Here is a 21,628-nt window from a genome sequence, read left to right on the forward strand (position 1 = left end):
TCGTGTCACGGTGTTGGTGTCACCGCATCCGCGTCAGGGCGTGAGCAGAGCGCCCGTCTGGGCAGCGGCCTCTTCGGCTCGCTTCTCTTCGTCGTCCTTGCCGCGGCGCTCGTCGGCCGCTTCCTGCAGGGCCGACTTCGCCCGCAGCGGCGGGGTGCGGAAGAACAGCGACAGCACGAAGGCGAGGAGGACGACGCCCATCGCCACCCAGTAGACGCTCGTCGCGGAGGAGTTGAATCCGACGAGGAACGGCTTGGTCAGCCGCGCGTCAGCGCCCACGAGGAACGACGTGTCGTCGAGAGTCGACCCGCCGATGGAGGTGTCCTGGTCGCCCGAGCTGAACTGGTCCGTCAGGGTGGTGGCCACGTCGTCGATGAAGGCGGTGCGATCGGCGGCGTTCGAGAAGTCGAGGCTGACCGACCCGTCCGCGCCGATGCGCGCGACGGGCACCTGCTGCTGGATCTGCGCGGTCGCCGCCGAGATCGCCTGTGCGACGGCGGCCTGCGTGACCTGCGCTTGAGCGGCGGCGGGGATCTGCCCTGCGGCCACCTGCTGCGCCACGGCCTGGGTCGCGGCATCCGTCGCCTGCTGCACACCCTGCTGCACCTGCTGGGTCACGGCATCCGTCGTCTGCTGCACGATCGGGGTGTAGATCGACGACATGATCTTCTCGTTGGCGGGCGCCGACGCCGTCGCCGGGTCGAAGGCGGCGTCCAGCGCGTCGGTCAGGGTCGCGCGGTCACTGAACGAACCGATGATGTTCGAGGGCATGAGCGTGAACAGCAGCGACAGCAGCACCGCGGTGCCGAGGGTTCCACCGATCTGACGGAAGAAGGTCGAGCCGCTGGTGGCCACACCCATGTCGCGCACGCCCACGGAGTTCTGGCTGGCGATCGTGAGCGTCTGCATGAGCTGGCCGAGGCCGAGGCCGATGACGAGCATGGCGATGGCGACGTGCCAGTACGGGCTGTCGTACTTCAGGAACGTCAGCAGGAAGAAGCCGACCGACATCAACAGCGTGCCGAGGATCGGGAACATGCGGTAACGCCCGGTGCGCGCGATGAGCTGACCGCTCGCGATGGAGGCGATCATGAGCCCGAGGATCATCGGGAGCATCTCGAACCCGCTCTGCGTGGGGGACGAACCGAGGACGAGCTGCAGGTACAGCGGCAGGGTGAGCATCGCGCCGAACATGCCGAAGCCGACGAGCACACCGATGACCGTGGCCATCGAGAAGGTGGGGGAGCGGAAGAGCTTGAGCGGGATGAGCGCGTCATCCTTCATCTTCGTCTCGGCGATGACGAAGGCCAGGATGCCGAGGGCTCCCACCACGTAGCAGGCGAGGGAGATGGGCGATCCCCAGCCCCACTCGCGGCCCTGCTCGGCGACGAGGAGCAGCGGGACCAGCGCGACGATCACGGTCGTTGCGCCCCACCAGTCGATGCGCACCGAGTGACGCGGCTGCTTCGGGATGTGCAGGAACCGCCACACGATCGCCAGCGCCACGATGCCGATGGGGACGTTGATAAGGAAGACCCAGCGCCAGCCGGTGATGAACAGGATCTCGTTCGCGCCGGCGAACAGACCGCCCACGAGCGGGCCGATGACGCTGGAGATGCCGAACACGGCGAGGAAGTAGCCCTGGTACTTGGCGCGCTCGCGCGGGGCGAGGATGTCGCCCATGATCGCCAGCGGCATCGACATGAGGCCACCGGCGCCGAGGCCCTGGACGGCGCGGAAGGCGGCGAGCTCGACCATGGACGTCGAGAAGCTGGCCAGCACCGAACCGATGATGAAGATGAGGATCGCGATGAGGAACAACGGGCGCCGACCGAAGATGTCGGAGAGCTTGCCGTAGATGGGCGTCGAGATGGTCGACACGATCAGGTAGGCGGTGGTGACCCACGCCTGCAGGCTGAGGCCCTGCAGGTCGTCGCCGATCGTGCGGATCGAGGTGCCGACCACGGTCTGGTCGAGGGCGGACAGGAACATGCCGGCCATGAGGCCGAAGATCACGAACATGATCATGCGGTGCGTCATGACCGTGTCGGTGGTGCCGGTGCGCGCGCGCCGGTTCTGGGTGATGTCTGACATCGGGTCCTCTTCACGAGAAGGCCTGGCGGACGGCAGGAAGGGCTCGGTCGGGCGCCAGGTGTTTGCTAAAAGTCAAACAAATAGTAGCGCTGTCCGGCGGCGTCGGAAACCACCCCTGCGCCGGGGGTCTCTTGGCGCGTTGCTCGGGAGCAGGGGATCGTTCGAGAACAGGATGAACCCCGCCGTCATCGCCCTGTTCTCGCGCCTTGGCCTGTGCTCACGCGGCGGCCCCGGATTGCGGTCCGTGCGGAGCGCGACGGTCGGCGTCGCCCGGGGAAGTGGGGTCGAGGGCAAGGGGTGCCGCGCGGGCGGGGTGCGGGGTGCGGGGCGCGAGGGGATGCCGACGCAGAACGGCAGGGGTGTCGTGCGCGCGGGGGGCGAGGGGATGCCGACGCAGAACGGCAGGGGTGTCGTGCGCGCGGGGGCGAGGGGATGCCGACGCAGAGCGGCATTCGGAAACGAAAAAAGGCCCCTGTGGAGAGGAGCCTCGCGAATCGACCCTCACCAGGGCAAAGCAAAACCCCCGCGGATAGAAGCTCCGCGAGGGTTTCTGGGATGACGTAATGATCATCCGTGTGGCTCCGACGGGCGTCGATCCCGTGACCTCACGATTTTCAGTCGTGCGCTCTACCAACTGAGCTACAGAGCCGAGCGACATGTCTGCCGCTTCCTAGACGAAGGGCCTTCCCGAAAGAAGGCCCGTCGCTATGGAGCGACCCTGACGGGACTTGAACCCGCGACCTCCGCCGTGACAGGGCGGCACGCTAACCAACTGCGCTACAGGGCCATGCATATTAAGTTATCCACCGGAAAGTGACCCCAACGGGATTCGAACCCGTGCTGCCGCCGTGAAAGGGCGGTGTCCTAGGCCGCTAAACGATGGGGCCCGATGAGGCTGAATCCTTGCGTTTTCAACCTCGCTTGCCGACGACCGAGCCTACTTCACATCTTTCGAGATTGCCAATCGGGGGCGTGGCGCTGCGACGTCCGCGCGTGTCGCGGGCCAGAATCGGGAGTGGACCGGGGAACTCGCCCTGTTGTGCCTGTGACTCGTGTTGCTACTGTGGGCCGAGTTGCGACCGGTGAGATGAGGTATTCCCGTGACGCTCGAGCGCCCCGAACCCCCCGAAGACTGCGGCTGCGCGCCCACGGCGAGTGAGCAGCGGCGCCTGTGGCCCGCGTTCGACCGCCGTAGCGCCCTGAAGATCGGAGCCTTCGGCGCTGTCGCCCTCGGAGCGTTCGGGTCCGTGGCATCCGGATTCGGCTCACCCGCGATGGCCGCCGACTACCCCTCGTGGGCCGACGTCGAGGCCGCGCGCGCCAACGAGGCCGCGAAGGGTGCCGAGATCACCCGCATCCAGGGGCTCATTCAGTCACTGCAGTCCGAGGTCGAGCGCACCCAGGCCGAGGTGCGCGCACGCTCCGATGAGTACTTCGCCGCGCAGCAGGCCTATCAGGACGCCGACTACCGCGCGCAGTTGCTGCGCCAGCAGGCCGACGCCGAGGCGAACCGCGCGACCGACGCCGCCAACAAGGCCGGCAAGGTCGCCGCCCAGCTCTACCGCTCCGGCGGGGACGACACCTCGCTCGACCTCTTCTTCTCGGGCTCCGCCGCCTCGGCCGACGACCTGCTCGCCAAGCTCGGCACGATGGACAAGCTCCTCGAGCGCAACCGCTCGGTGTATGCCGCGGCGGTGGCCGCGCGCGACAACGCAAAGAACCTCAGCGCCCAGGCCGACGACGCCACGGCCGAGCGCGAACGCCTGCGGGTGATCGCCGAAGACAAGATGGCGGCGGCACAGCAGGCCGCCCAGGCGGCGCAGGAGGCCCTCGCCGCCCAGCAGGCCAACCAGTCCGTGCTCGAGGCGCAGCTCGCCGCCCTGCAGGACACCACGGCCAAGACGGTCGCCGACTACCAGGCCGGCGTCGAAGCCGAGCGCAAGGCCCGCGAGGAGCGCGAGCGCCGCGCTCGCGAAGAGGCCGCGGCCCGCGACGCCGAAGAGCGTGCGCGTCGCGAGCGGGAGGCCGCTGCACGCCAGAACAGCGGCGGCGGAAGCAGCAGCGGCGGGGGTGGCAGCAGCAGCGGCGGTGGAAGCAGCAGTGGCGGTGGCGGAGGTGGCGGCGGCGGGAACGTCAGCGGCGGAGGCTGGGCGCGACCCTCGTCGGCCTACACGTCATCGGGATACGGCCCTCGCTCGAGCCAGTGCAACGGCAGCTACTGCGCGAGCTCGTGGCACCTCGGTCTCGACTTCGGCGCGAGCTGCTGGTCGCCCATCTATGCCGCATCCGCTGGTCGCGTGACCTACGCCGGCTACAACGGCGGGTTCGGCAACTACATCCGCATCGCCCACGACGACGGCTCGGGCACCGGCTACGGCCACATCGTCGACGGCGGCATCTACGTCTCGTACGGCCAGCGCGTCGAGGCCGGTCAGCAGATCGCCGCGACCGGGCAGACGGGCAACTCGTTCGGCTGCCACCTGCACTTCGAGGTCTACCCGCCCTGGGGTGGGACCACGGACCCCGCGCCGTGGTTGCGCGACCGCGGCGTCAACGTCTGAGTCGGCGCACGAGAGAACCCCCGGTCGATCGACCGGGGGTTCTCGTCGTACGCACCGCGTCAGAGCGTGTTGGGCGCCTCGCCGGAACCCTGCGTCTTCGTCTGGGCGTCGTGCTCGTCGAAGCGCGTGAACGCCTCGCTCACGAGACGCTCGGCCTCGGCGACACCCGCCCAGTCGTCGACCTTGACCCACTTGTTGGGCTCGAGGTCCTTGTAGTGCTCGAAGAAGTGGGTGATCTCCTTCTTCGTCCACTCGTCGATGTCGCCGACGTCCTGGATGTGGTCCCAGCGCGGGTCCTTCGCGAGCACGGCCACGACCTTGTCGTCGCCGCCGGCCTCGTCGCTCATCTTCAGCACGCCGACGGGGCGCACCTTGGCGAGGATGCCGGGGTGCAGCTCACGGTCGAGCAGCACGAGCACGTCGAGCGGGTCGCCGTCTTCGCCGAGGGTGTTCTCGAAGAACCCGTAGTTGGCGGGGTAGCCGAACACGGTGTACAGGATGCGGTCGAGGTAGACACGGCCGGTGCCGTGGTCGACCTCGTACTTCACGCGGCTGCCGCGAGGGATCTCGATGACGGCGTCGTATGCGCCCATACTCGTGCTCCTTAGAGTCTGTGGATTTCCGCGCTCAGCCTATCCGGGAGCTCGCCGCGCCCAGGAACGGCGGCACCGGGGAGGACATCCGGGGGATGCCGACGGGGCGGCGCGGCGGTAGCGGGGCGCATACCGTGGAGGCATGGATCACCGCCCCGGACTCGACCCGTCCGTCGCCGAGGTACGCCGCGCCGTGCGGGCGGCGCTCGACACCATCGACGGGCCCGTCGTCGTCGCCCTCTCGGGCGGCGCTGATTCGCTCGCTCTCGCGGCGGCGACCGCCTTCGAGGCTGCGAGGCGCGGCATCCACGCCGAGGCGGTCGTCATCGACCACGCACTGCAGGAGGCATCGGATGCCGTCGCCGCGGACGCCGCGGCGAAGGCTGTCGCGTTCGGGCTCACCGCCCGGGTCGTGCGGGTCGAGGTCGGCGCCGCCGACGGACCCGAGGCGGCCGCGCGCGCGGCCCGCTACGACGGACTCGCGCGCGCGGCGGCCGACATCGGCGCCGACACGGTGCTGCTCGGGCACACCCTCGACGACCAGGCCGAGACGGTGCTCCTCGGCCTCGCCCGCGGATCGGGTGGGCTGAGCCTGGCCGGCATGCCCTCCGAGCGACGGGATGCCACCGGGCCGCGGTGGGCGCGCCCGCTGCTCGGCATCCGTCGACGCACGACCGTGTCGGCCTGCCGCGCGGAGGGGCTCGAGCCGTGGTCCGACCCCCACAACGTCGATCCCGCCTACGCCCGCGTGCGCGTGCGCGAGAGCGTGATGCCCGTGCTCGAAGCCGAACTCGGCCCGGGAGTCGCCGAAGCCCTGGCGCGGACGGCGGAGCAGCTGCGGGAGGACGCCGAGGCGTTCCAGGACATGATCGACGAGACGATCGAAGACATCGTCGAGCACGCCGAGGCCGGCATCTCGATCTCGGTCGCCGCCCTCGCGGCCAACCCGGCGGCGCTGCGCAACCGCGTCATCCGCTACGTCGTCGAGAGCGAGTTCGGCGTCTCGCTGACGCGGGGGCAGACCCTCGAGGTCGCCCGGCTCGCCGTCGACTGGCGGGGGCAGGGCCCGATCGACCTGCCCTCGTGCGCGGCCCGTCGGGTGGGCGCCCGCATCGAGATCGTGGCGCGCGCGATCGCCTGAATCCCGCGGCGCCTCCGCCGGCGGCGGGGCGGAGCGGTTCCCCGCCTGCCGCCTGCCGCGGGCCGCGACGCGGAGTGCTTCCCCCGCCTGCCGCGGGCCTTCAGGCGGGGCGCTTCTCCGGCCTGCCGCCGGCCGCTGGCGGAGCGCTTTCCTCCTCTCGGCCCCGTGGACCGCCCTCCGCCACGGGCGAGGGGCGGCTCCTTGACGTGTTCCCGCACCCCTCCTAGACTCCTCGGCATCGCAATATTCATGTATCGAATGAATATGCAAATGTCCGATTCAAAGTCGAAGGCAGGACACCATGGGCGCGTTCGCCGCCATCTCAGACCCCACCGATCTCGACGCCGTGCGTGCGGCGATCGCCCAGGCCGAGCGGCCCGACGACCTCGTGCCGCTGGGGCTGCGCACCCTCGTCATCGAGCCGGGGGCCGCGTCGCAAGCCCCCGCGCGCGTGCGCGAGCTGGTGGCACCCCGGGGCGACCGCGCGACCGTGGCGCTGCTCGTGGACCGCACCGTCATCCGCTCCGGCGCCGACGATCTCAAGGCCGACGTGCGCGCGCTCCTCGAGCGGGAGTTCGAGGTCGTCGAGACCGTCCTCGGCGAGCCCGGTCACCTGCACGTCGACGACGAGGCCCTGGATGCCGCGACCTCGGCGAGCACCGGCGTCGACGCCGTGGTGTCGGTGGGCTCGGGCACGGTCTCTGACATCGCGAAGGTCGCCTCGGCGCGTGCCGGCGGGGTGCCGCTGGTGATCGTGCAGACGGCGGCATCCGTCGACGGCTTCACCGACAACGTCTCGGTCGTCCTGCGCGCCGGGGCCAAGCGCACGATCGACTCCCGCTGGCCCGACGTCGTGCTCGCCGACACGACGGTGATCGCCACCGCGCCGGTCGAACTGAACGCGTCGGGCTTCGGCGAACTGCAGTCGCTGTTCACCGCCCCTGCCGACTGGTGGCTCGCGTCGCAGATCGGCACCGACGCCACCTTCCACACCACGCCCCGCGACCTGCTGCTCGAGTTCGCCGGCGACCCGTCGGAGTGGGGCGCGGGCCTCGGCCGCGGCGAGGCCCGCCCCGTCGAGCAGCTCACCCGCGTGCTCGCGATCCGCGGCATCGGCACCGGCATCTCGGGTTCCACGGCCTGTCTCTCGGGCGTCGAACACCTCGTGAGCCACATGCTCGACATGTACGCCGTCGCCCGCGGCCATGAGGTGGGTCTGCACGGTGCGCAGGTGGGCGTGGCATCCGTCGTCGCGGCCTCCGCGTGGGACCACCTCTTCGCGCAGGCCCGCAGCGGCCGGGCGATCGCACCGTCGAACGACGGCGATGAGGACCGGGTGCGCGAGGCCTTCGCGGCGTGCGACCCCTCGGGCGCGCTGGGCGGCGAGTGCTGGCGGGACTACTCCACCAAGCGCGGCGCCTGGGCCGCCGCCGGCGACCCCCTCGCCCTGCTCGCCGACCCCGACGCCCTCGAGGCGGGCCTGGGGGCGATGCGCCCCGACAGCGAGCGGATCGCCCGCGCGCTGGCCGTCGCCGGGTCCCCCCTCACGCGCGAGGATCTCGGCGCCTGGATCACCGCCGACATCTGGCGGTGGGCCGTGGCGAACTGCCTCTTCATGCGCAACCGGGTCACCGTGGTCGACCTGCTCCACGCCGCCGGGTGGTGGACGGATGCCGACGTCGACGCCGTCCTGCACCGCGCCGATACCGCGGTGCGCTCAGCGCGCGAGGCGGCGGGGGTGACCGCGTGAGCGGCTTGGTGCTCGGCATCGACTGCTCGACCACCGGCGCGAAATGCATCGCGTGGGACCTGCACGGTCGCGCGGTCGCGCAGGGCCGGAGCGACGTCGCCCTGTCGATCCCGCAACCCGGCTGGGGAGAACAGGATCCCGAGCACTGGTGGGCCGCGGTCGTGCACGCCGTGCGGGACTGCCTGCGCACCGTCGACCCGGCGAGCGTGAAGGCGCTGTCGGTCACGCACCAGCGCGAGAGCTTCGCCCTGCTCGACGCGCACGACGACCCGGTGCGCCCCGCGATGCTCTGGCTCGACGCGCGCGCTGGCGAACAGGTCGACCGCGTCGGCACGTCGCGCATCCACGAGCTCACCGGCAAACCGCCGAACCCGACACCGGCGCTGTACAAGCTGCACTGGCTCGCCGAGCACGAGCCGGAGTCGCTGGCCCTCACCGCCCACATCGTCGACGTGCACGCCTACCTCGTGCACCGCATGACGGGCGAGTGGGTCACCTCGATCGCCAGCGCCGATCCCCTCGGCATCCTGGATCTGACGGCATCCGACTATTCCGACGAGATCCTCGCCGGCATCGGGCTGGACCGCTCGGTGCTGCCGCGACTCGTCGAACCGGGAACGCCCATCGCCCCCCTGGCCGCCGCCGTCGCCGTGGAGCTGACGCTCCCCGCCGGCGTGCTCGTGGTCGCCGGGGCCGGCGACGGGCAGTCGGCCGGGCTGGGGGCCGGGGTGTGCGAGGAGGGCGACGCCTACCTCAACCTCGGCACCGGGCTCGTCTCGGGGTGCTTCGGGTCGAGCTTCCGGCCGCACCCGTCGTACCGGGCGATGTCGGGCGCGATCCCGGGGACCGTCAGCAACGAGCTGTTCGTGGGGGCGGGGACCTTCATGGTCACGTGGTTCCTGCAGGAGATCGCCGCGGGAGAACCCGCGGGCGTGGTGCGCGAGGACTGGTGGGAGCAGCAGGCGTCGACCGTGCCGGAGGGCGCCGAGGGTCTCTTCGTCGTGCCCTACTGGAACGGTCAGCTCACGCCCTTCTGGGACCACCGGGCGCGGGGCGCGATGGTCGGCTTCGGGGGTGTGCACACCCGCGCACACATCTATCGGGCTGTGCTGGAGGGCATCGCGTTCGAACTGCGCTGGTGCCTCGAGCAGGCCGAGGCGAACTTCCCCGCCCCGGTCACCGACTTCGTGGCGATGGGCGGAGGGGCGCGCAGCGACCTGTGGTGCCACATCTTCGCCGACGTGCTGCAGCGGCCCGTCGTGCTCGCCGGTCACGACGAGGCCACGGCTCTGGGGGTCGGCGTCCTCGCCGCCGTGGGCGCGGGACTGTACCCCGGCATCCCCGAGGCGGTCGCCGCGATGACCCGGCGCGGTCGGCGCTACGAGCCCGACCCGGCACGCGCGGCGCGCTATGACGAACTCTTCGGCGCCTACCGGGAGATCTACCCGGCGCTGCGCCCCGTCTATCCCGCCATCGCGGAGGTGGCCCATGTCTGACGCGTCCCCCGACACCTGGTTCGACGCCTACCTGTTCGACCTCGACGGCACCGTGTACCTCGGCGACGAGCTGCTGCCCGGCGCCCGCGAGATGCTCGCCGATCTGCGGGCGCGTGGCGCGCGCACGGTGTTCCTCTCGAACAACCCCACGCGCGACCCGGACATGTACGTCGCGAAGCTCGAACGCCTCGGCATCCCCGTCGATCGCAGCGAGATCGTCAACACGGTCGTGAGCACGGTGGCGTGGCTGACGACCGAGCATGCCGGAGCGACGGTATTCCCGATCGCGGAGCCGCCGCTCGTTCGAGCGCTGGAAGAGGCGGGCATCCGCATCAGCGACGATCCGGCCGAGATCGACATCGTGATCGCCAGCTACGACCGCGGCTTCGACTACCGCAAGCTGCAGATCGCTTTCGACGCCCTGTGGCAGCACGGGCGGGCGATGCTCGTCACCACCAACCCCGACCGGTACTGCCCTTTCCCGGGAGGGAGGGGGGAGCCGGATGCCGCGGGCATCGTCGCCGCTCTCGAGGCGACGACCGGGGTGCGGTGCTCCGCGAACATGGGCAAGCCCGACCGCATCATGATCGACGCCGTCATGTCGTTGCTCGGTCCCGATGTGCGCAGTGCCGTCATGGTGGGGGACCGCCTCGAAACCGACGTGCGCATGGCGGTGAACGCCGGGATCTCCTCAGCGCTCGTGCTCACCGGCGACGCCACGCGGGCCGACGTCATCCGGTGCGAACCGCACCTGCGTCCGGACTTCGTGCTCGAGGGCATCGGCGATCTTCGCCCGCGGTCGACCCTTGCGCCGCCGCTGACGGCTGTTTAGAATAGTCACGCACAAGCAGAATAGATATTCCCAACGGGACAGAGAGGTCATCGATGGACGAGGAAACCCTCCTGGAGATGCAGCGCCGCATGCTGCGCATCCGCGCCTTCGACGAGCGGGCGTCGAAGATGGTCAAGCGCGGCCACATCCCCGGAACCGTGCACACCTCGATCGGTCAAGAAGCCCAGGTGGTGGGCGCCACCATGGCGCTGCGCGACGGCGACTTCATGACCGGCAACCACCGCAGCCACGGCCACCCGATCGGCAAGGGCTCGCCGCTCGGGCCGCTCATGGCCGAACTGCAGGGCAAGGCCGGCGGCGTCTGCAAGGGCAAGGGCGGATCGCTCCACCTCGCCGACTTCGCCGTGGGCAGCCTCGGCGAATCCGGCATCGTCGGCTCCTCGATCCCGATCGCGATGGGCGCCGCCCTGTCGTCGCAGGTGCTCGGGCGCGACAGTGTCGCGCTGGCGTTCTTCGGCGACGGTGCGGCCAATCAGGGGGTGCTCTACGAATCGATGAACATGTCGGGCGTCTGGAACCTGCCCGTCATCTTCCTCTGCGAGAACAACCAGTACGCGCTGTCGACCCCGGCCCACACCGTCACGAGCGGCGTCATCGCCGAACGTGCCGCCGGGTTCGGCATCCCCGGCGTCCGCGTCGAGGAGGGGCAGGACGTGCTCGCCGTCTACGACGCGGTGAGCACCGCCGTCGCCCGTGCCCGCGCCGGCGAGGGGCCGACCCTCATCGAGGTCGTGACCTACCGCTACAACGAGCACTCCGAGGGTCTGCGTCTCGGCACCGACTACCGTCCCGTCGACGAACGCGAGGCCTGGCTGAAGAAGGACCCCCTCGTGCTCTTCCGCGAGCGCCTGATCGCCCAGCACGGTCTGACCGCCGAGCGCATGGACGCCCTCGAGCAGGAGATCGTCGACGAGGTCGACGCCGCCGTCGCCTTCGCCGAGAACAGCCCCTTCCCCGACCCCTCGGTCGCCTTCGACGACCTCTACACCGACTCGGAGTACGCAGCATGAGCGTCATGAGCTTCCTCGGCGCGATCGGCGCCGCCCAGCGCGAGGCGATGGACGCCGACGAGCGCGTCATCATCATCGGCGAAGACGTCGAGGCGAACGTCTACGGCACCACCGGAGGTGGGAAGACCCGCGCCCAGACCGGCGACTTCGTGCAGATGTACGGGCGTAACCGCATCCGCAACACCCCGATCTCGGAGGAGGGCATCGTGGGCGCCGCGGCCGGCGCCGCCATGACGGGACTGCGTCCGCTCGTGGACCTGTCGTACTCGAGCTTCCTGTACATGGCGATGGACCAGCTGGTGAACCAGGTGGCCAAGAATCGGTACATGTTCGGCGGTCAGGCCTCCATGCCCGTCGTCTTCCGTTCGGCCATGTTCTACGGGCTCAACACCGGCGCGCACCACTCCGACCGCCCGTACCCGATGTTCATGAACGTCCCCGGGCTGAAGATCATGGTGCCGTCCAGCCCCGCGGATGCCAAGGGCCTGCTGCGCACCGCGATCGACATGGACGACCCGGTGCTCACGTTCGAGGCCTGCCTGCTGTGGGGCTCGAAGGGCGAGGTCCCGGACGAGCCGTTCTGGGTGCCGTTCGGAGTGGCCCGCACCGTGCGCGAAGGCACGGACGTCACGATCGTCGCCGTCTCCAGCTCGGTTCCCGAGGCCGCGGCCGCCGCGGCCGAGCTCGAGGCCGAGGGTGTGTCGGTCGAGGTGATCGACCCGCGCACCCTGGTGCCCCTGGACCGCGACGCGATCTTCCGCTCCGTCGCCAAGACCGGCCGGCTCATCATCGCCGAGCCCGCGCACCGCACCTGCGGCGCGGCGGCGGAGATCAGTGCGCTCGTGAGCGAAGAGGTCTTCGACGCCCTCAAGGCCCCGATCGTGCGCCTCACCGCGCCCGACATGCAGATCCCCTTCAGCCCCTCGCTGGAGAAGCAGATGTACCCCAACAAGGACGGAATCGTCGCCGCCGTGCGACGCGTGACCGGATTGACCGCCCCGACGCTGGCGTCGGTCGGCGCCGAGTAATCGACCAGAGAAGGAGAACGACGTGGCACGTGTAGAGGTTCTGCTCCCGCAGTGGGGCATGGGAATGAGCGAGGGCTCGATCGTCCAGTGGCACAAGAAGGTCGGCGATCAGGTCGCCGAAGACGAGCCCCTGGCCGATGTCGAGGCCGAGAAGGTCGAGGAGACTCTCGAATCCCCCGCGACGGGCACGCTCGTCGAACTGCTCGTCGACGAGGGTGACGCCGTCGAGGTGCGCACCGTCGTCGCCATCATCGAGACGGACTAGCCGCCGCCGTACCCCCGTCCGGGCAAAGGGGCCCGGAAGAAAGAAAGGCACATCATGACCGGAGTCGACCCGCTGGGTCTCGTCACCGCCGCACGAGCGGGCGGCTATGCCGTCGGCGCGTTCAACATGCACAACCCCGAGACCACCCAGGCGCTCATCCAGGCCGCGCAGCGCGCCGATGCGCCCGTGTTCCTGCAGGTGGGGCGAGCGATCGTCCCGCACATGGGCCTGCGTGCCGCGTACGAGATGACGCGCCGCGAGCTCGACGCGTCGGGCCTGATCGCACCCATCCACCTCGACCACGGCACCTACGACGAGGTGTTCGAGGCAATCAAGCTCGGCTTCGACTCGATCATGTTCGACGGCGCGCACCTCGACTTCGAGGAGAACATCCGCGTGACCGCCGAGGTCGTGAGAGTCGCGCACGCCTTCGGCATCCCCGTCGAGGCGGAGCTCGGTCGGATCCCGGATGCCTCCGACGACATCCCGTGGGAGGAGTACTACACCAAGGTCGATGAAGCCGAACGCTTCGTCGCCGAGACGGGTGTGGATCTGCTCGCGATCTCGGCCGGTGTCATGCACGGCGTCACCGGCATCGAGCCGCAACCGCTGGACATCGAGCGCATCCGGCAGATCCGGGATGCCGTCGGCATCCCCCTCGTGCTGCACGGTGCGTCGGGGGTCCCCGCCGATCAGCTGCACGCGGCGATCGAGGCGGGGGTGCACAAGCTCAACGCCGACACCGACCTGCGCCACGCGTTCCGTCGGGGCATCGAAGACGTCTGGTCGCGGGGCGATCGGCAATTCGAGGAGGCGATGGCGGAAGGCCGCGAGCGCATGATCGAGGCGACCGTGCAGAAGATGCGCGAGTACGGCTGCGCGGGGCGTGCCGGACGAGCGGCCCCCGCGCCCGACGAGGCGGTCCTCGTATGACCACCCCGGTGCTCGAGGACGGCGTCGTCGAGCAGCTCACGGGGCTCCGACGCACCGCCGCGCGGCGGATGGTGCAGGCGTGGGCGGCACCCGTGTTCCATGTCACGGTCGAAGTCGACATGACGGCGGCGCTTCGGACGAAACAGATCGAGTCGACGGCGACCGTGACCGATGCCATCCTGCGCGCGAGCGCCCGCGCCCTCGTCGAGGTGCCGCAGGTGAACGTGCACGTGGGTGACGACAGCGTCACCCGCTTCGAGAAGGCCAACGTGGGCGTGGCGGTCGACAGCCCGAAGGGGCTCGTCGTGCCCGTCGTGCACGACATCGGCGCCGCCGACCTCGCCGAGATCTCGCGAATCCGTGCCGACGTCGTCGGGCGAGCCCGCGAGGGCGCGCTGACCCGCAACGACGTCACCGGCGGCACCTTCACCGTCTCCAACCTCGGGATGATGGGCGTGACGCGTTTCGACGCGATCCTCAACGTGCCCCAGGCAGCGATCCTCGCTGTCGGCGCGACGATTCAGCGGTTCGTGCACCGCGAGGATGCGGGGCTGTGGGCTCCCACCGCGGAGTTCACGCTGACGGCCGATCACCGCGCCCTCGACGGCGCCACCGCGGCGCGGTTCCTGGCCGTGCTGCGGCGCGAGCTCGAGAGCCCCTCCCCGTGAGCGACGGCGCCCGCACGGCCCGCTCGACGGCGGATCGTGCGGGCGCCGCGCCGCGGTCCGGCGTAGGGCCCGGCTCTTCCGCGTTCCCGGCGGCGGTGTCGGGCCCTTCCGCGGGCCCGGAGGCCTCGCCCGGTCCCTCCGCGTTCCCCTCGGCGGTGTCGGGCCCTTCCGTAGCCCGTGAGGCTCCGCCCGGCAGCAGGGTCCTCGTCGACGCGGTCCGCGCACCGGGTGGCGCCCGCACCCCCGCCGACGAGGTGCTGTCGAGCCTGGTGCTGCTGCAGCGCGTCGCTGCGGGCGAGGCGCCGGACACGGTGCGCGTCTTCTCCCCGGCCCCCACGGTGGCCTTCAGTCGCCGGGAGAGCCTGCATCCCCGCTTCTCGCGAGCCGCCGACGCGGCCCGGGCCGCGGGATACCTTCCCGTCGTGCGTCCTGCCGGCGGGCGCGCTGTCGTGCTCGACGAGGACTGGCTCGTCGTCGACCTCGTCTCCTCCGAAGCGGAGCGCCGCGACGACGGCGAGGTGTTCCGCGAGCGCGGACGCGACTTCGCGGATCTCGCCCGCGGGTGGGGTGTCGATGCGCGCCTCGGCGGCGTGGCGGGGGAGTACTGCCCCGGCGAATGGTCCGTGAACGCCCGCGGCGCGGTCAAGCTCGTCGGCACGGCGCAGCGCGTGGTCCGCGGTGCGCGACTGTTCACCGCGAGCATCCCGCTGCGCCTCAGCGAGCGCGCGCACCGGCTGCTCGTGGAGGTCAACGGCATCCTGGATCTGGCGTGGGATCCCTCGACCGTGGGATCGCTCGCCGAGGAGGCGACCATCGACGACGACGTCGTCCGCGGCGATGTGGCGGCGCATTTCGCCGGCGGGGACGCGCCACGTCGACACCTGCACGAGGTCGTCCCCGACCTCGACGCGGCACTGACGCGCCTCGTCGGCGACCGTGTCGTGACGGGGTCGGAATCCACCGTTGACACGGGGCCGACGCGGGCTTAGCGTATAGCCAATCGCACGGTGAATAGTTACCACTCCACCGGCACAGACCGAGAACGAGGAGGTTCACGGTGGCTCACGACCACGACGTCCGGCCCTTCCGGATCGAGATCCCGCAGGCCGATCTCGACGACATGATGGACCGCCTGAAGCGCACGCGCTTCGCCGAGGACTTCGCCAACGACGACTGGCGCTACGGCTACAACACCGCCTACCACCGCACACTCGTCGACTACTGGATCAACGAGTACGACTGGCGCGACGTCGAGCGTCGCATGAACGAGCTGCCGCACTACAAGGTCGACCTGATGGGCGTTCCGCTGCACTTCATCCACGTGAAGGGCAAGGGACCGAACCCCATGCCGCTGCTGCTGCACCATGGCTGGCCCTGGACCTTCTGGGACGTGCGCAAGGTCATCGAGCCGCTCACCGACCCCGCGAAGTTCGGCGGCGACCCCGCCGACAGCTTCGACGTCGTCCTCATCTCGCTCCCCGGCTACGGCTTCTCGTCGCCGCTGCGAGAGACCGGGTGGAACTTCTGGCGCACCGCCGATCTCGAGAACACCCTCATGAAGGACGTGCTCGGTTACGAGCGCTACGCCACCGCCGGCGGCGACTGGGGCGCACTCATCGCCCAGCAGCACGGCCACAAGTACGAGGACGACGTCATCGGCGTCTACACCCACTTCCCCGCGCAGCTGTCGCACTACCTACCCGAGCACCCCGACCAGCCCGCGCACATCGCGTACGACCCCGCTCTGGGGCTGCCCGCCGAGAGCGAGTACGGCGAGGGCGAGGAGGGATGGTTCGAACGCGGCAAGCTCTTCGTCGAGCGCGAGAGCGGCTACGGCGAGATCCAACTCACCAAGCCCCAGACCCTCGCCGCCCTCGTCGTGGACTCTCCCGCCGCCCAGCTGGCCTGGATCACCGAGAAGCGTTACTTCTGGGGCCTCGCCGAACGCGGCGAGGGCACCGAGGCCTTCGAGCGGGTATGGCCCAAGGAGGATCTCGTGACCACCGCCGCGGTGTATTTCCTCACCGGCACGGGCGGCACCTCGTCGCGCTACTACTGGGAATGCCGGGGCAACCCCTGGACCCCGTCCCACGACCGCACCCCGGTCGTGGGGGTCCCCACCGCCGTGTCCATCTTCCCGGGGGAGATCTACAAGCCCCCGCGCACCTGGACCGACGCCTACTTCAACCTTCAGCAGTACCGCGTCCACGACGACGGCGGTCACTTCGCGCCCCTCGAGGTCCCCGACGTGTACGTCGACGACGTGCGCACGTTCTTCCGGACGCTGCGTCCCGCGGGCTGATCCCCGCCAGACCCGGCCGGCCTCGCGGCATCCCTCTTCCCCGGGATGCCGCACCCCCTCTCCCCGATCGCTTCGGCGGTCCGTTCGACGAAGGAGTCGAGATGTCATCCACCCGTTCCCCGAAGCGCCTCGCGCGCGGTCTGGCGCTCGCCGCCGCCGCGGCGCTCGTCCTCTCCGGCTGCACCAGCACCGCCGGCGCGACCGGCGGCACCGCGCAGCCTGTCGCGAAGGAGGACCTCGTGCTGGTCGCCTCGGTGATCAACACGACCAACCCCTACATGGCCTCCAACATCGCCGGTGCCGAGGCGCTGTCGAAGAAGCTCGACATCCCGCTCGAGATCGTCGACTCCAACGGGTCGTCGCAGACGGAGATCTCCAAGATCCAGGCCATCCTCGCCAAGGGCAAGAAGGTGGTGCTGTTCGTCAACACCGTCGCCAGCTCCGACGCCCCCACGATCGTCAACGCGGTGAAGCAGGCCGGCGGCTTCGTCACCATCTGGTGGAACAAGCCCGACAACCTCGACCCCGCCCAGGTCGGCGACAACTTCGTCGCGTTCCAGAAGATCCCGGGCGTCGAATCCGGCAAGTGCAACGCCGACGCGCTCGGTGAGGCGCTGGACGGGACCGGCAACGTCGTGATGCTGCCGGGCGTGCAGGACAGCACGACCAGCCAGACGCGAGTGGCGGGCTTCAAGGCCGAGATGGCGGAGAAGTACCCCGGCATCACGATCCTCGAGGAGCGCCCCTCGAACTGGGACCCGCAGCTCGGATACAAGAACTCCCAGGACCTCATCGCGAAGTACGGCGACACGATCGACGGCGTGTGGAGCGCCGACGACGCGATGCAGACGGGGTCGATGAAGGCGTTCAAGGACGCCGGCCTGCTCGACACCACGAAGTTCGCCTCGGACGGCCTCTACCCCGACACGATCGCGTCGATGGAGTCCGGCGAGGGCAACAACGCCATCGTCGGCGAGACGTTCCACCGCGGCTACATGGCCTCGGCGGTCGGTCTCTACACGGCCTACCTGGCGGCGACCGGCGAGATCACCCCGTCGGAGCTTCCGCAGGAAAAGCGCGACAGCCTGTTCGAGCTCAGCTGCGTCACGCCCGACACGCTCGCGGACTTCAGCGGCTACGACGCGGAGGACGGACCCGAGAAGTTCGTCGACGCCCTCGTCGAGAACGGCCCGTGGGACACCGAGCCGATGAAGCTCGTCGGCGGCGGCCCCGAGGTGCTCCCCGGCAGCTGATCCCCTCCCCTCCCGGCCGCACGGCGGCCGGGAGGGGCCCTCCTTCCCTCCCCACGACGACGGAGTCGAACATGACCGACACCACCACACGGCCCCCCGCGGCCGACACCACCACGATCCGCACGAGAGAACACCAGATCGCGCGACGCACGCGCTTCGCCGGATGGGGCGAGCCCGTCGCCCTGGTGGCGGCGATGGTCGTACTGGTCGTCGTCTTCTCGCTGCTGAACCCGCGCTTCGCCACCTTCGGCAACCTGCAGAACATCCTCGATCAGGCCACCGTGCCCCTCATCGTCGGCGTCGGTGCGACGCTCGTCATCCTGCTCGGATCCATCGACCTCTCCGTCGAAGGCGTCATGGGCGCCTCGGGCATGGCGTGGATCCTGTTGTCGGCCAACTCCCGCGGCGGCCTCGACCTGGGCCCGTGGGCCTGGGTGGTCGCCCTCGCCGTGGGCGCGGCGCTCGGCTGGGTGAGCGGGGTCATCTTCACCCGCCTCAAGGTGCCGTCCTTCATCGTCACGCTCGGCATCTGGTACGTCGGGCTGGGCGTGGCGACCATCCTCTTCGGCACCTCCGCGATCCCGACCCTCACCGACGACTCCCTCTCCACCTGGTCGTCGCAGACGGCGCTGGGTCTGCCCAACGGATTCCTCCTCGCGGTGGGCGTCGTGGTGCTGGGCGTGCTGCTGCTGCGCTACACCCGCTTCGGCCGGCTGACCCTCGCGATCGGCGACAACGAGGCGATCGCCCGGTCGGCGGGCATGCCCGTCGCCCGCATCAAGACCGCGGTGTTCATCGTCGCGGGTGTGCTGAGCGGACTCGCCGGCATCATCGCCACGATGAAGCTCGGAGCGGGCTCGGCCACCGTCGGCACGGGGACCCTGTTCCTCGTCATCCCGGCGGTCGTGATCGGCGGAACCTCTCTCGGCGGCGGCCGCGGGGGCATCCTCCGCACCGTCCTCGGCGTGTTCCTGCTGACCGTGCTGAGCAACGGCCTCATCCTCTCGGGTGTCAGCCCGAGCTTCCAGTCCGCCGTGTCGGGGGCCATCCTCGTCGCGGCGATCGTCGCCGCTGCGTGGTCGCAGCGCAACCGCCTGAGGATCGCGAAATGACCGAGCAGACCCCCGTCATCGCCCTGAAGGACATCCGGATCTCGTTCGGCGCCGTCGCCGCGGTCAAGGGCGTGTCGCTCGAGATCGCCCCCGGCCAGGTCGTCGGTCTCATCGGCGAGAACGGCGCCGGCAAGTCCACACTGCTGAAGATCATCACCGGCATCCACCAGCCCGACGCGGGCACGATCGAGGTCAACGGCGCCCCGGTGCGCTTCCGCGGGCCCCGCGATGCGATCGCCGCCGGCGTGGGCGTGGTGCACCAGGAGCAGTCGCTGTTCACCAACCTCTCGGTCGCCGAGAACGTCGAGATGAACACCAAGCCCGGCAAAGGGGGAGTGGGTCGTGCGGGCTTCTACCGCTGGGGGCGTCTGAACAAGGATGCCGCCGAAACCCTGGCCAAGATCGGCTCGAAGCTCGACCCGCGCACCAAGGTGGGCGATCTGTCGTTCGTCGATCGGCAGATGGTGGAGATCGCCCGGGCAATCCGCGTGCAGACCCGCGGCGGGGGCCAGCCCCTCGTCATCCTCGACGAGCCCACCTCGGTGCTCGAGCGCACCGAGACGGCGATCCTCGAGCGCGAGATCGGCAAACTGCGCGACGTGGGCTCCGTGATCTTCGTCTCGCACCGCCTCGACGAGGTCATGCGCATCTGCGATCGCGTGCTCGTCATGCGTGACGGCGAGCTGATCGCGGATCGCCCCGTGAAGGACGTCACCGAGGCCGAGCTGTTCCGCCTCATGGTCGGCCGCGAGGCCCGCGCGGAGTCGCGCGAGCGTCACGCCCCCGCACCTGACGAGCGCCCCGTGCTCGAGGTGCGCGGTCTCAGCCGCCGCGGCGAGTACGACGACGTGTCGTTCCGGGTGTTCGCAGGGCGGCTGACGGCCGTGGTCGGCACGAGCGGTTCGGGGCGCGAGGCGCTGTCGCGGGCCCTGTTCGGGGCCGAGCCGTTCGACCGCGGGGAGATCCTCCTCGACGGCGAGGCCGTCAGCGACTGGTCGATTCCGAAGGCGGTGAAGGCGGGCGTCGGCTACGTGCCGGCCGAGCGTCGCGTCGAGGGGATGGTCGGCGGCCTCACCGCGGCCGAGAACCTCACGCTCACGCACCCGGGCTCGTCATCGACGGGCGGCGTTCTGCGCCCCGGTCGACGCGACAAGACGGCGCGGGAGTGGTTCGATGCGCTGCAGGTGCGGCCCAACGACATCTCGCTCGAGCTCGAGCGTTTCTCGGGCGGCAACCAGCAGAAGGTCGTGCTGGCCAAGTGGCTCACCTCCGACAACCTGCGCCTGCTGGTGCTCGACCACCCTCTGCGCGGACTCGACCCGGGCGCCTCGCAGATCGTCAACGCGCAGATCCGCCGCGCGTGCGAGGACGGCACCGCCGTGGTGCTGCTGGCGGACACCCTCGAAGAAGCGCTGGAGATGGGCGACGACATCGTCGTGATGCGCGACGGCGAGGCTGCGGCTCACTACGACCTCGTCGCCGAGAACCCCTCCACGCTCGACCTGCTGGAAAGGATGCTGTGACCGTGAACGCCGTCGCCGCGGTCGAGGACCGCACCCCCGTCGCCGACGACCCGAGCCGGGTCGCGAAGCGCTCCCGCCCCCGCGCCTCGCGCGTCTGGCAGACCGTCGGGCCGCCCGTCATCTTCGTGGTCATGCTGATCGTCGTCGCGGCGCTCACCCCCGCCTTCCTGGGCGGCGGTGGGCTGACGATCATCGCCGCCTCGGCCGCCCCCATCCTGCTCGTCGCGCTCGGCCAGGCCCTCGTGCTGCACATCGGCTCGATCGACCTGTCGAACGCGGCCATCGCGCTGCTCGGGGCGATCCTGTTGGCGATCACCCTGTCGTCGATCGGCCCGGTGGCACCCCTCGTGATCCTCGTGATCGTGACGGTGTGCGGGGCCCTCAATGGTCTGCTCGTCGCCTTCGCGCAGGTGCCGTCGTTCGCACTGACGCTGGGTACGCTCGGCATCTACTCCGCCGCGGCGCTCGTGGCCAGCGGCGCCACCACCGTCTACGTCGCCTCGGGGGGAGAAGCCGTCTCCGCCCTCTACGCGACGGGCATCGTCGGCATCCCTCTCACCTTCTGGTTGGGCGTCGTGGTCGCGGTCCTGCTGTGGGCCATGCTGCGCTTCACGCGCCTCGGCCTCGGCATGACCGCCGTCGGTCGCAACGAGTCGGGTGCGATCTTCTCCGCCGTGCGCACGCGGTGGGTCAAGGTGATCGCGTTCAGCCTGTCGGGCTTCACCGCGGGCCTGGCCGCCATCACGATCATCGCCCAGTCCGGCTCGGCCTCGCCGACCGGTCTCGGAAGCGACCTGCTGCTGCCGGGGATCGCCGCGGCGATCGTCGGCGGGACCTCGATCTCGGGCGGCGCCACCAACCCCGTCAACGTCGTGTTCGGCGCCCTGACCGTCGCCCTCGTGCCCATCGCGACCGCGGCCCTCGGCATCGATGCGCAGGCGCAGAGCCTCGTGTACGGCGTCGTCATCATCGCCGTCGTGGCCCTGACGATGACCCGCTCGCGCGGGTCTATCGTCAAGTGACCGCGCGGGTCGTCCCCGACATCC

The 21,628-nt window shown here is 70.3% G+C and carries 18 protein-coding genes and 3 tRNA genes; 16 read left to right on the forward strand and 5 right to left on the reverse strand.

The genetic code is table 11. The features are described from left to right. Positions 1–33 precede the first annotated feature (33 nt). The 4 genes from ACXKZF_RS01840 to ACXKZF_RS01855 form a co-directional block, all read right to left on the reverse strand. Positions 34–2,094, reverse strand: a complete 2,061-nt coding sequence (locus ACXKZF_RS01840; RefSeq protein ID WP_488985224.1) for an MDR family MFS transporter — start codon at positions 2,092–2,094, stop codon at positions 34–36. Between the two features lie 576 nt (positions 2,095–2,670). After that, positions 2,671–2,743: transfer RNA gene (locus ACXKZF_RS01845), tRNA-Phe, on the reverse strand. A 64-nt stretch (positions 2,744–2,807) separates the two neighbouring features. Next, positions 2,808–2,881, reverse strand: a tRNA-Asp gene (locus ACXKZF_RS01850). 27 nt (positions 2,882–2,908) lie between these two features. Beyond that, positions 2,909–2,981: transfer RNA gene (locus tag ACXKZF_RS01855), tRNA-Glu, on the reverse strand. Between the two features lie 213 nt (positions 2,982–3,194). Between ACXKZF_RS01855 and ACXKZF_RS01860 the strand changes: the two genes are divergently transcribed. Further along, positions 3,195–4,655 (forward strand): peptidoglycan DD-metalloendopeptidase family protein, encoded by a 1,461-nt coding sequence (locus ACXKZF_RS01860; RefSeq protein ID WP_488985225.1) that lies wholly within the window; start codon positions 3,195–3,197, stop codon positions 4,653–4,655. A 59-nt stretch (positions 4,656–4,714) separates the two neighbouring features. Here ACXKZF_RS01860 and ACXKZF_RS01865 read toward each other — a convergent pair whose 3' ends face one another. After that, positions 4,715–5,248, reverse strand: coding sequence for an inorganic diphosphatase (locus tag ACXKZF_RS01865; protein WP_488985226.1), 534 nt, complete (start codon positions 5,246–5,248; stop codon positions 4,715–4,717). 142 nt (positions 5,249–5,390) lie between these two features. Between ACXKZF_RS01865 and tilS the strand changes: the two genes are divergently transcribed. The 15 genes from tilS to ACXKZF_RS01940 all read left to right on the forward strand — a co-directional run bounded on the left by tilS (position 5,391) and on the right by ACXKZF_RS01940 (position 21,604). Then, complete coding sequence (tilS, locus tag ACXKZF_RS01870; protein ID WP_488985227.1) at positions 5,391–6,389, forward strand: tRNA lysidine(34) synthetase TilS; 999 nt, start codon at positions 5,391–5,393, stop codon at positions 6,387–6,389. A gap of 301 nt (positions 6,390–6,690) precedes the next feature. After that, positions 6,691–8,139 carry an iron-containing alcohol dehydrogenase gene (locus ACXKZF_RS01875; protein WP_488985228.1) on the forward strand — a complete coding sequence of 483 codons (1,449 nt, stop codon included), beginning with the start codon at positions 6,691–6,693 and terminating at the stop codon, positions 8,137–8,139. Next, on the forward strand, positions 8,136–9,635 hold the full coding sequence (locus ACXKZF_RS01880; RefSeq protein WP_488985229.1) for a xylulokinase: 1,500 nt from the start codon (positions 8,136–8,138) through the stop codon (positions 9,633–9,635). The genes ACXKZF_RS01875 and ACXKZF_RS01880 overlap by 4 nt, the downstream gene beginning before the upstream one ends. Then, positions 9,628–10,467, forward strand: a complete 840-nt coding sequence (locus tag ACXKZF_RS01885) for an HAD-IIA family hydrolase (protein ID WP_488985230.1) — start codon at positions 9,628–9,630, stop codon at positions 10,465–10,467. Before ACXKZF_RS01880 ends, ACXKZF_RS01885 begins: the two co-directional genes overlap by 8 nt. Before the next feature lie 53 nt (positions 10,468–10,520). Next, positions 10,521–11,498 carry a thiamine pyrophosphate-dependent dehydrogenase E1 component subunit alpha gene (locus tag ACXKZF_RS01890; protein WP_488985231.1) on the forward strand — a complete coding sequence of 326 codons (978 nt, stop codon included), beginning with the start codon at positions 10,521–10,523 and terminating at the stop codon, positions 11,496–11,498. Then, entirely contained in the window at positions 11,495–12,526 is a 1,032-nt protein-coding gene (locus ACXKZF_RS01895) for an alpha-ketoacid dehydrogenase subunit beta (RefSeq protein WP_488985232.1), read from the forward strand. Before ACXKZF_RS01890 ends, ACXKZF_RS01895 begins: the two co-directional genes overlap by 4 nt. A 22-nt stretch (positions 12,527–12,548) precedes the next feature. Continuing rightward, positions 12,549–12,791 (forward strand): biotin/lipoyl-containing protein, encoded by a 243-nt coding sequence (locus ACXKZF_RS01900; RefSeq protein ID WP_440775656.1) that lies wholly within the window; start codon positions 12,549–12,551, stop codon positions 12,789–12,791. A 54-nt stretch (positions 12,792–12,845) separates the two neighbouring features. Beyond that, entirely contained in the window at positions 12,846–13,724 is an 879-nt protein-coding gene (locus ACXKZF_RS01905) for a class II fructose-bisphosphate aldolase (protein ID WP_488985233.1), read from the forward strand. Further along, the gene (locus ACXKZF_RS01910) at positions 13,721–14,392 is read left to right on the forward strand and encodes a 2-oxo acid dehydrogenase subunit E2 (RefSeq protein ID WP_488985234.1); all 672 of its coding nucleotides are present in this window, start codon (positions 13,721–13,723) and stop codon (positions 14,390–14,392) included. The genes ACXKZF_RS01905 and ACXKZF_RS01910 overlap by 4 nt, the downstream gene beginning before the upstream one ends. Positions 14,393–14,547: 155 nt before the next feature. Continuing rightward, the gene (locus ACXKZF_RS01915) at positions 14,548–15,381 is read left to right on the forward strand and encodes a lipoyl protein ligase domain-containing protein (protein ID WP_488985235.1); all 834 of its coding nucleotides are present in this window, start codon (positions 14,548–14,550) and stop codon (positions 15,379–15,381) included. Positions 15,382–15,449: 68 nt separating this feature from the next. Beyond that, entirely contained in the window at positions 15,450–16,694 is a 1,245-nt protein-coding gene (locus ACXKZF_RS01920; RefSeq protein ID WP_488985236.1) for an epoxide hydrolase family protein, read from the forward strand. Positions 16,695–16,795: 101 nt separating this feature from the next. Next, positions 16,796–17,947 carry a sugar ABC transporter substrate-binding protein gene (locus ACXKZF_RS01925; protein WP_488985237.1) on the forward strand — a complete coding sequence of 384 codons (1,152 nt, stop codon included), beginning with the start codon at positions 16,796–16,798 and terminating at the stop codon, positions 17,945–17,947. 71 nt (positions 17,948–18,018) lie between these two features. Then, on the forward strand, positions 18,019–19,059 hold the full coding sequence (locus tag ACXKZF_RS01930; protein WP_488985238.1) for an ABC transporter permease: 1,041 nt from the start codon (positions 18,019–18,021) through the stop codon (positions 19,057–19,059). Next, on the forward strand, positions 19,056–20,582 hold the full coding sequence (locus tag ACXKZF_RS01935; RefSeq protein WP_488985239.1) for a sugar ABC transporter ATP-binding protein: 1,527 nt from the start codon (positions 19,056–19,058) through the stop codon (positions 20,580–20,582). Before ACXKZF_RS01930 ends, ACXKZF_RS01935 begins: the two co-directional genes overlap by 4 nt. Then, positions 20,579–21,604, forward strand: a complete 1,026-nt coding sequence (locus ACXKZF_RS01940) for an ABC transporter permease (RefSeq protein ID WP_488985240.1) — start codon at positions 20,579–20,581, stop codon at positions 21,602–21,604. The genes ACXKZF_RS01935 and ACXKZF_RS01940 overlap by 4 nt, the downstream gene beginning before the upstream one ends. Positions 21,605–21,628 lie beyond the last annotated feature (24 nt).

This window comes from Microbacterium sp. ABR10, assembly GCF_057812175.1.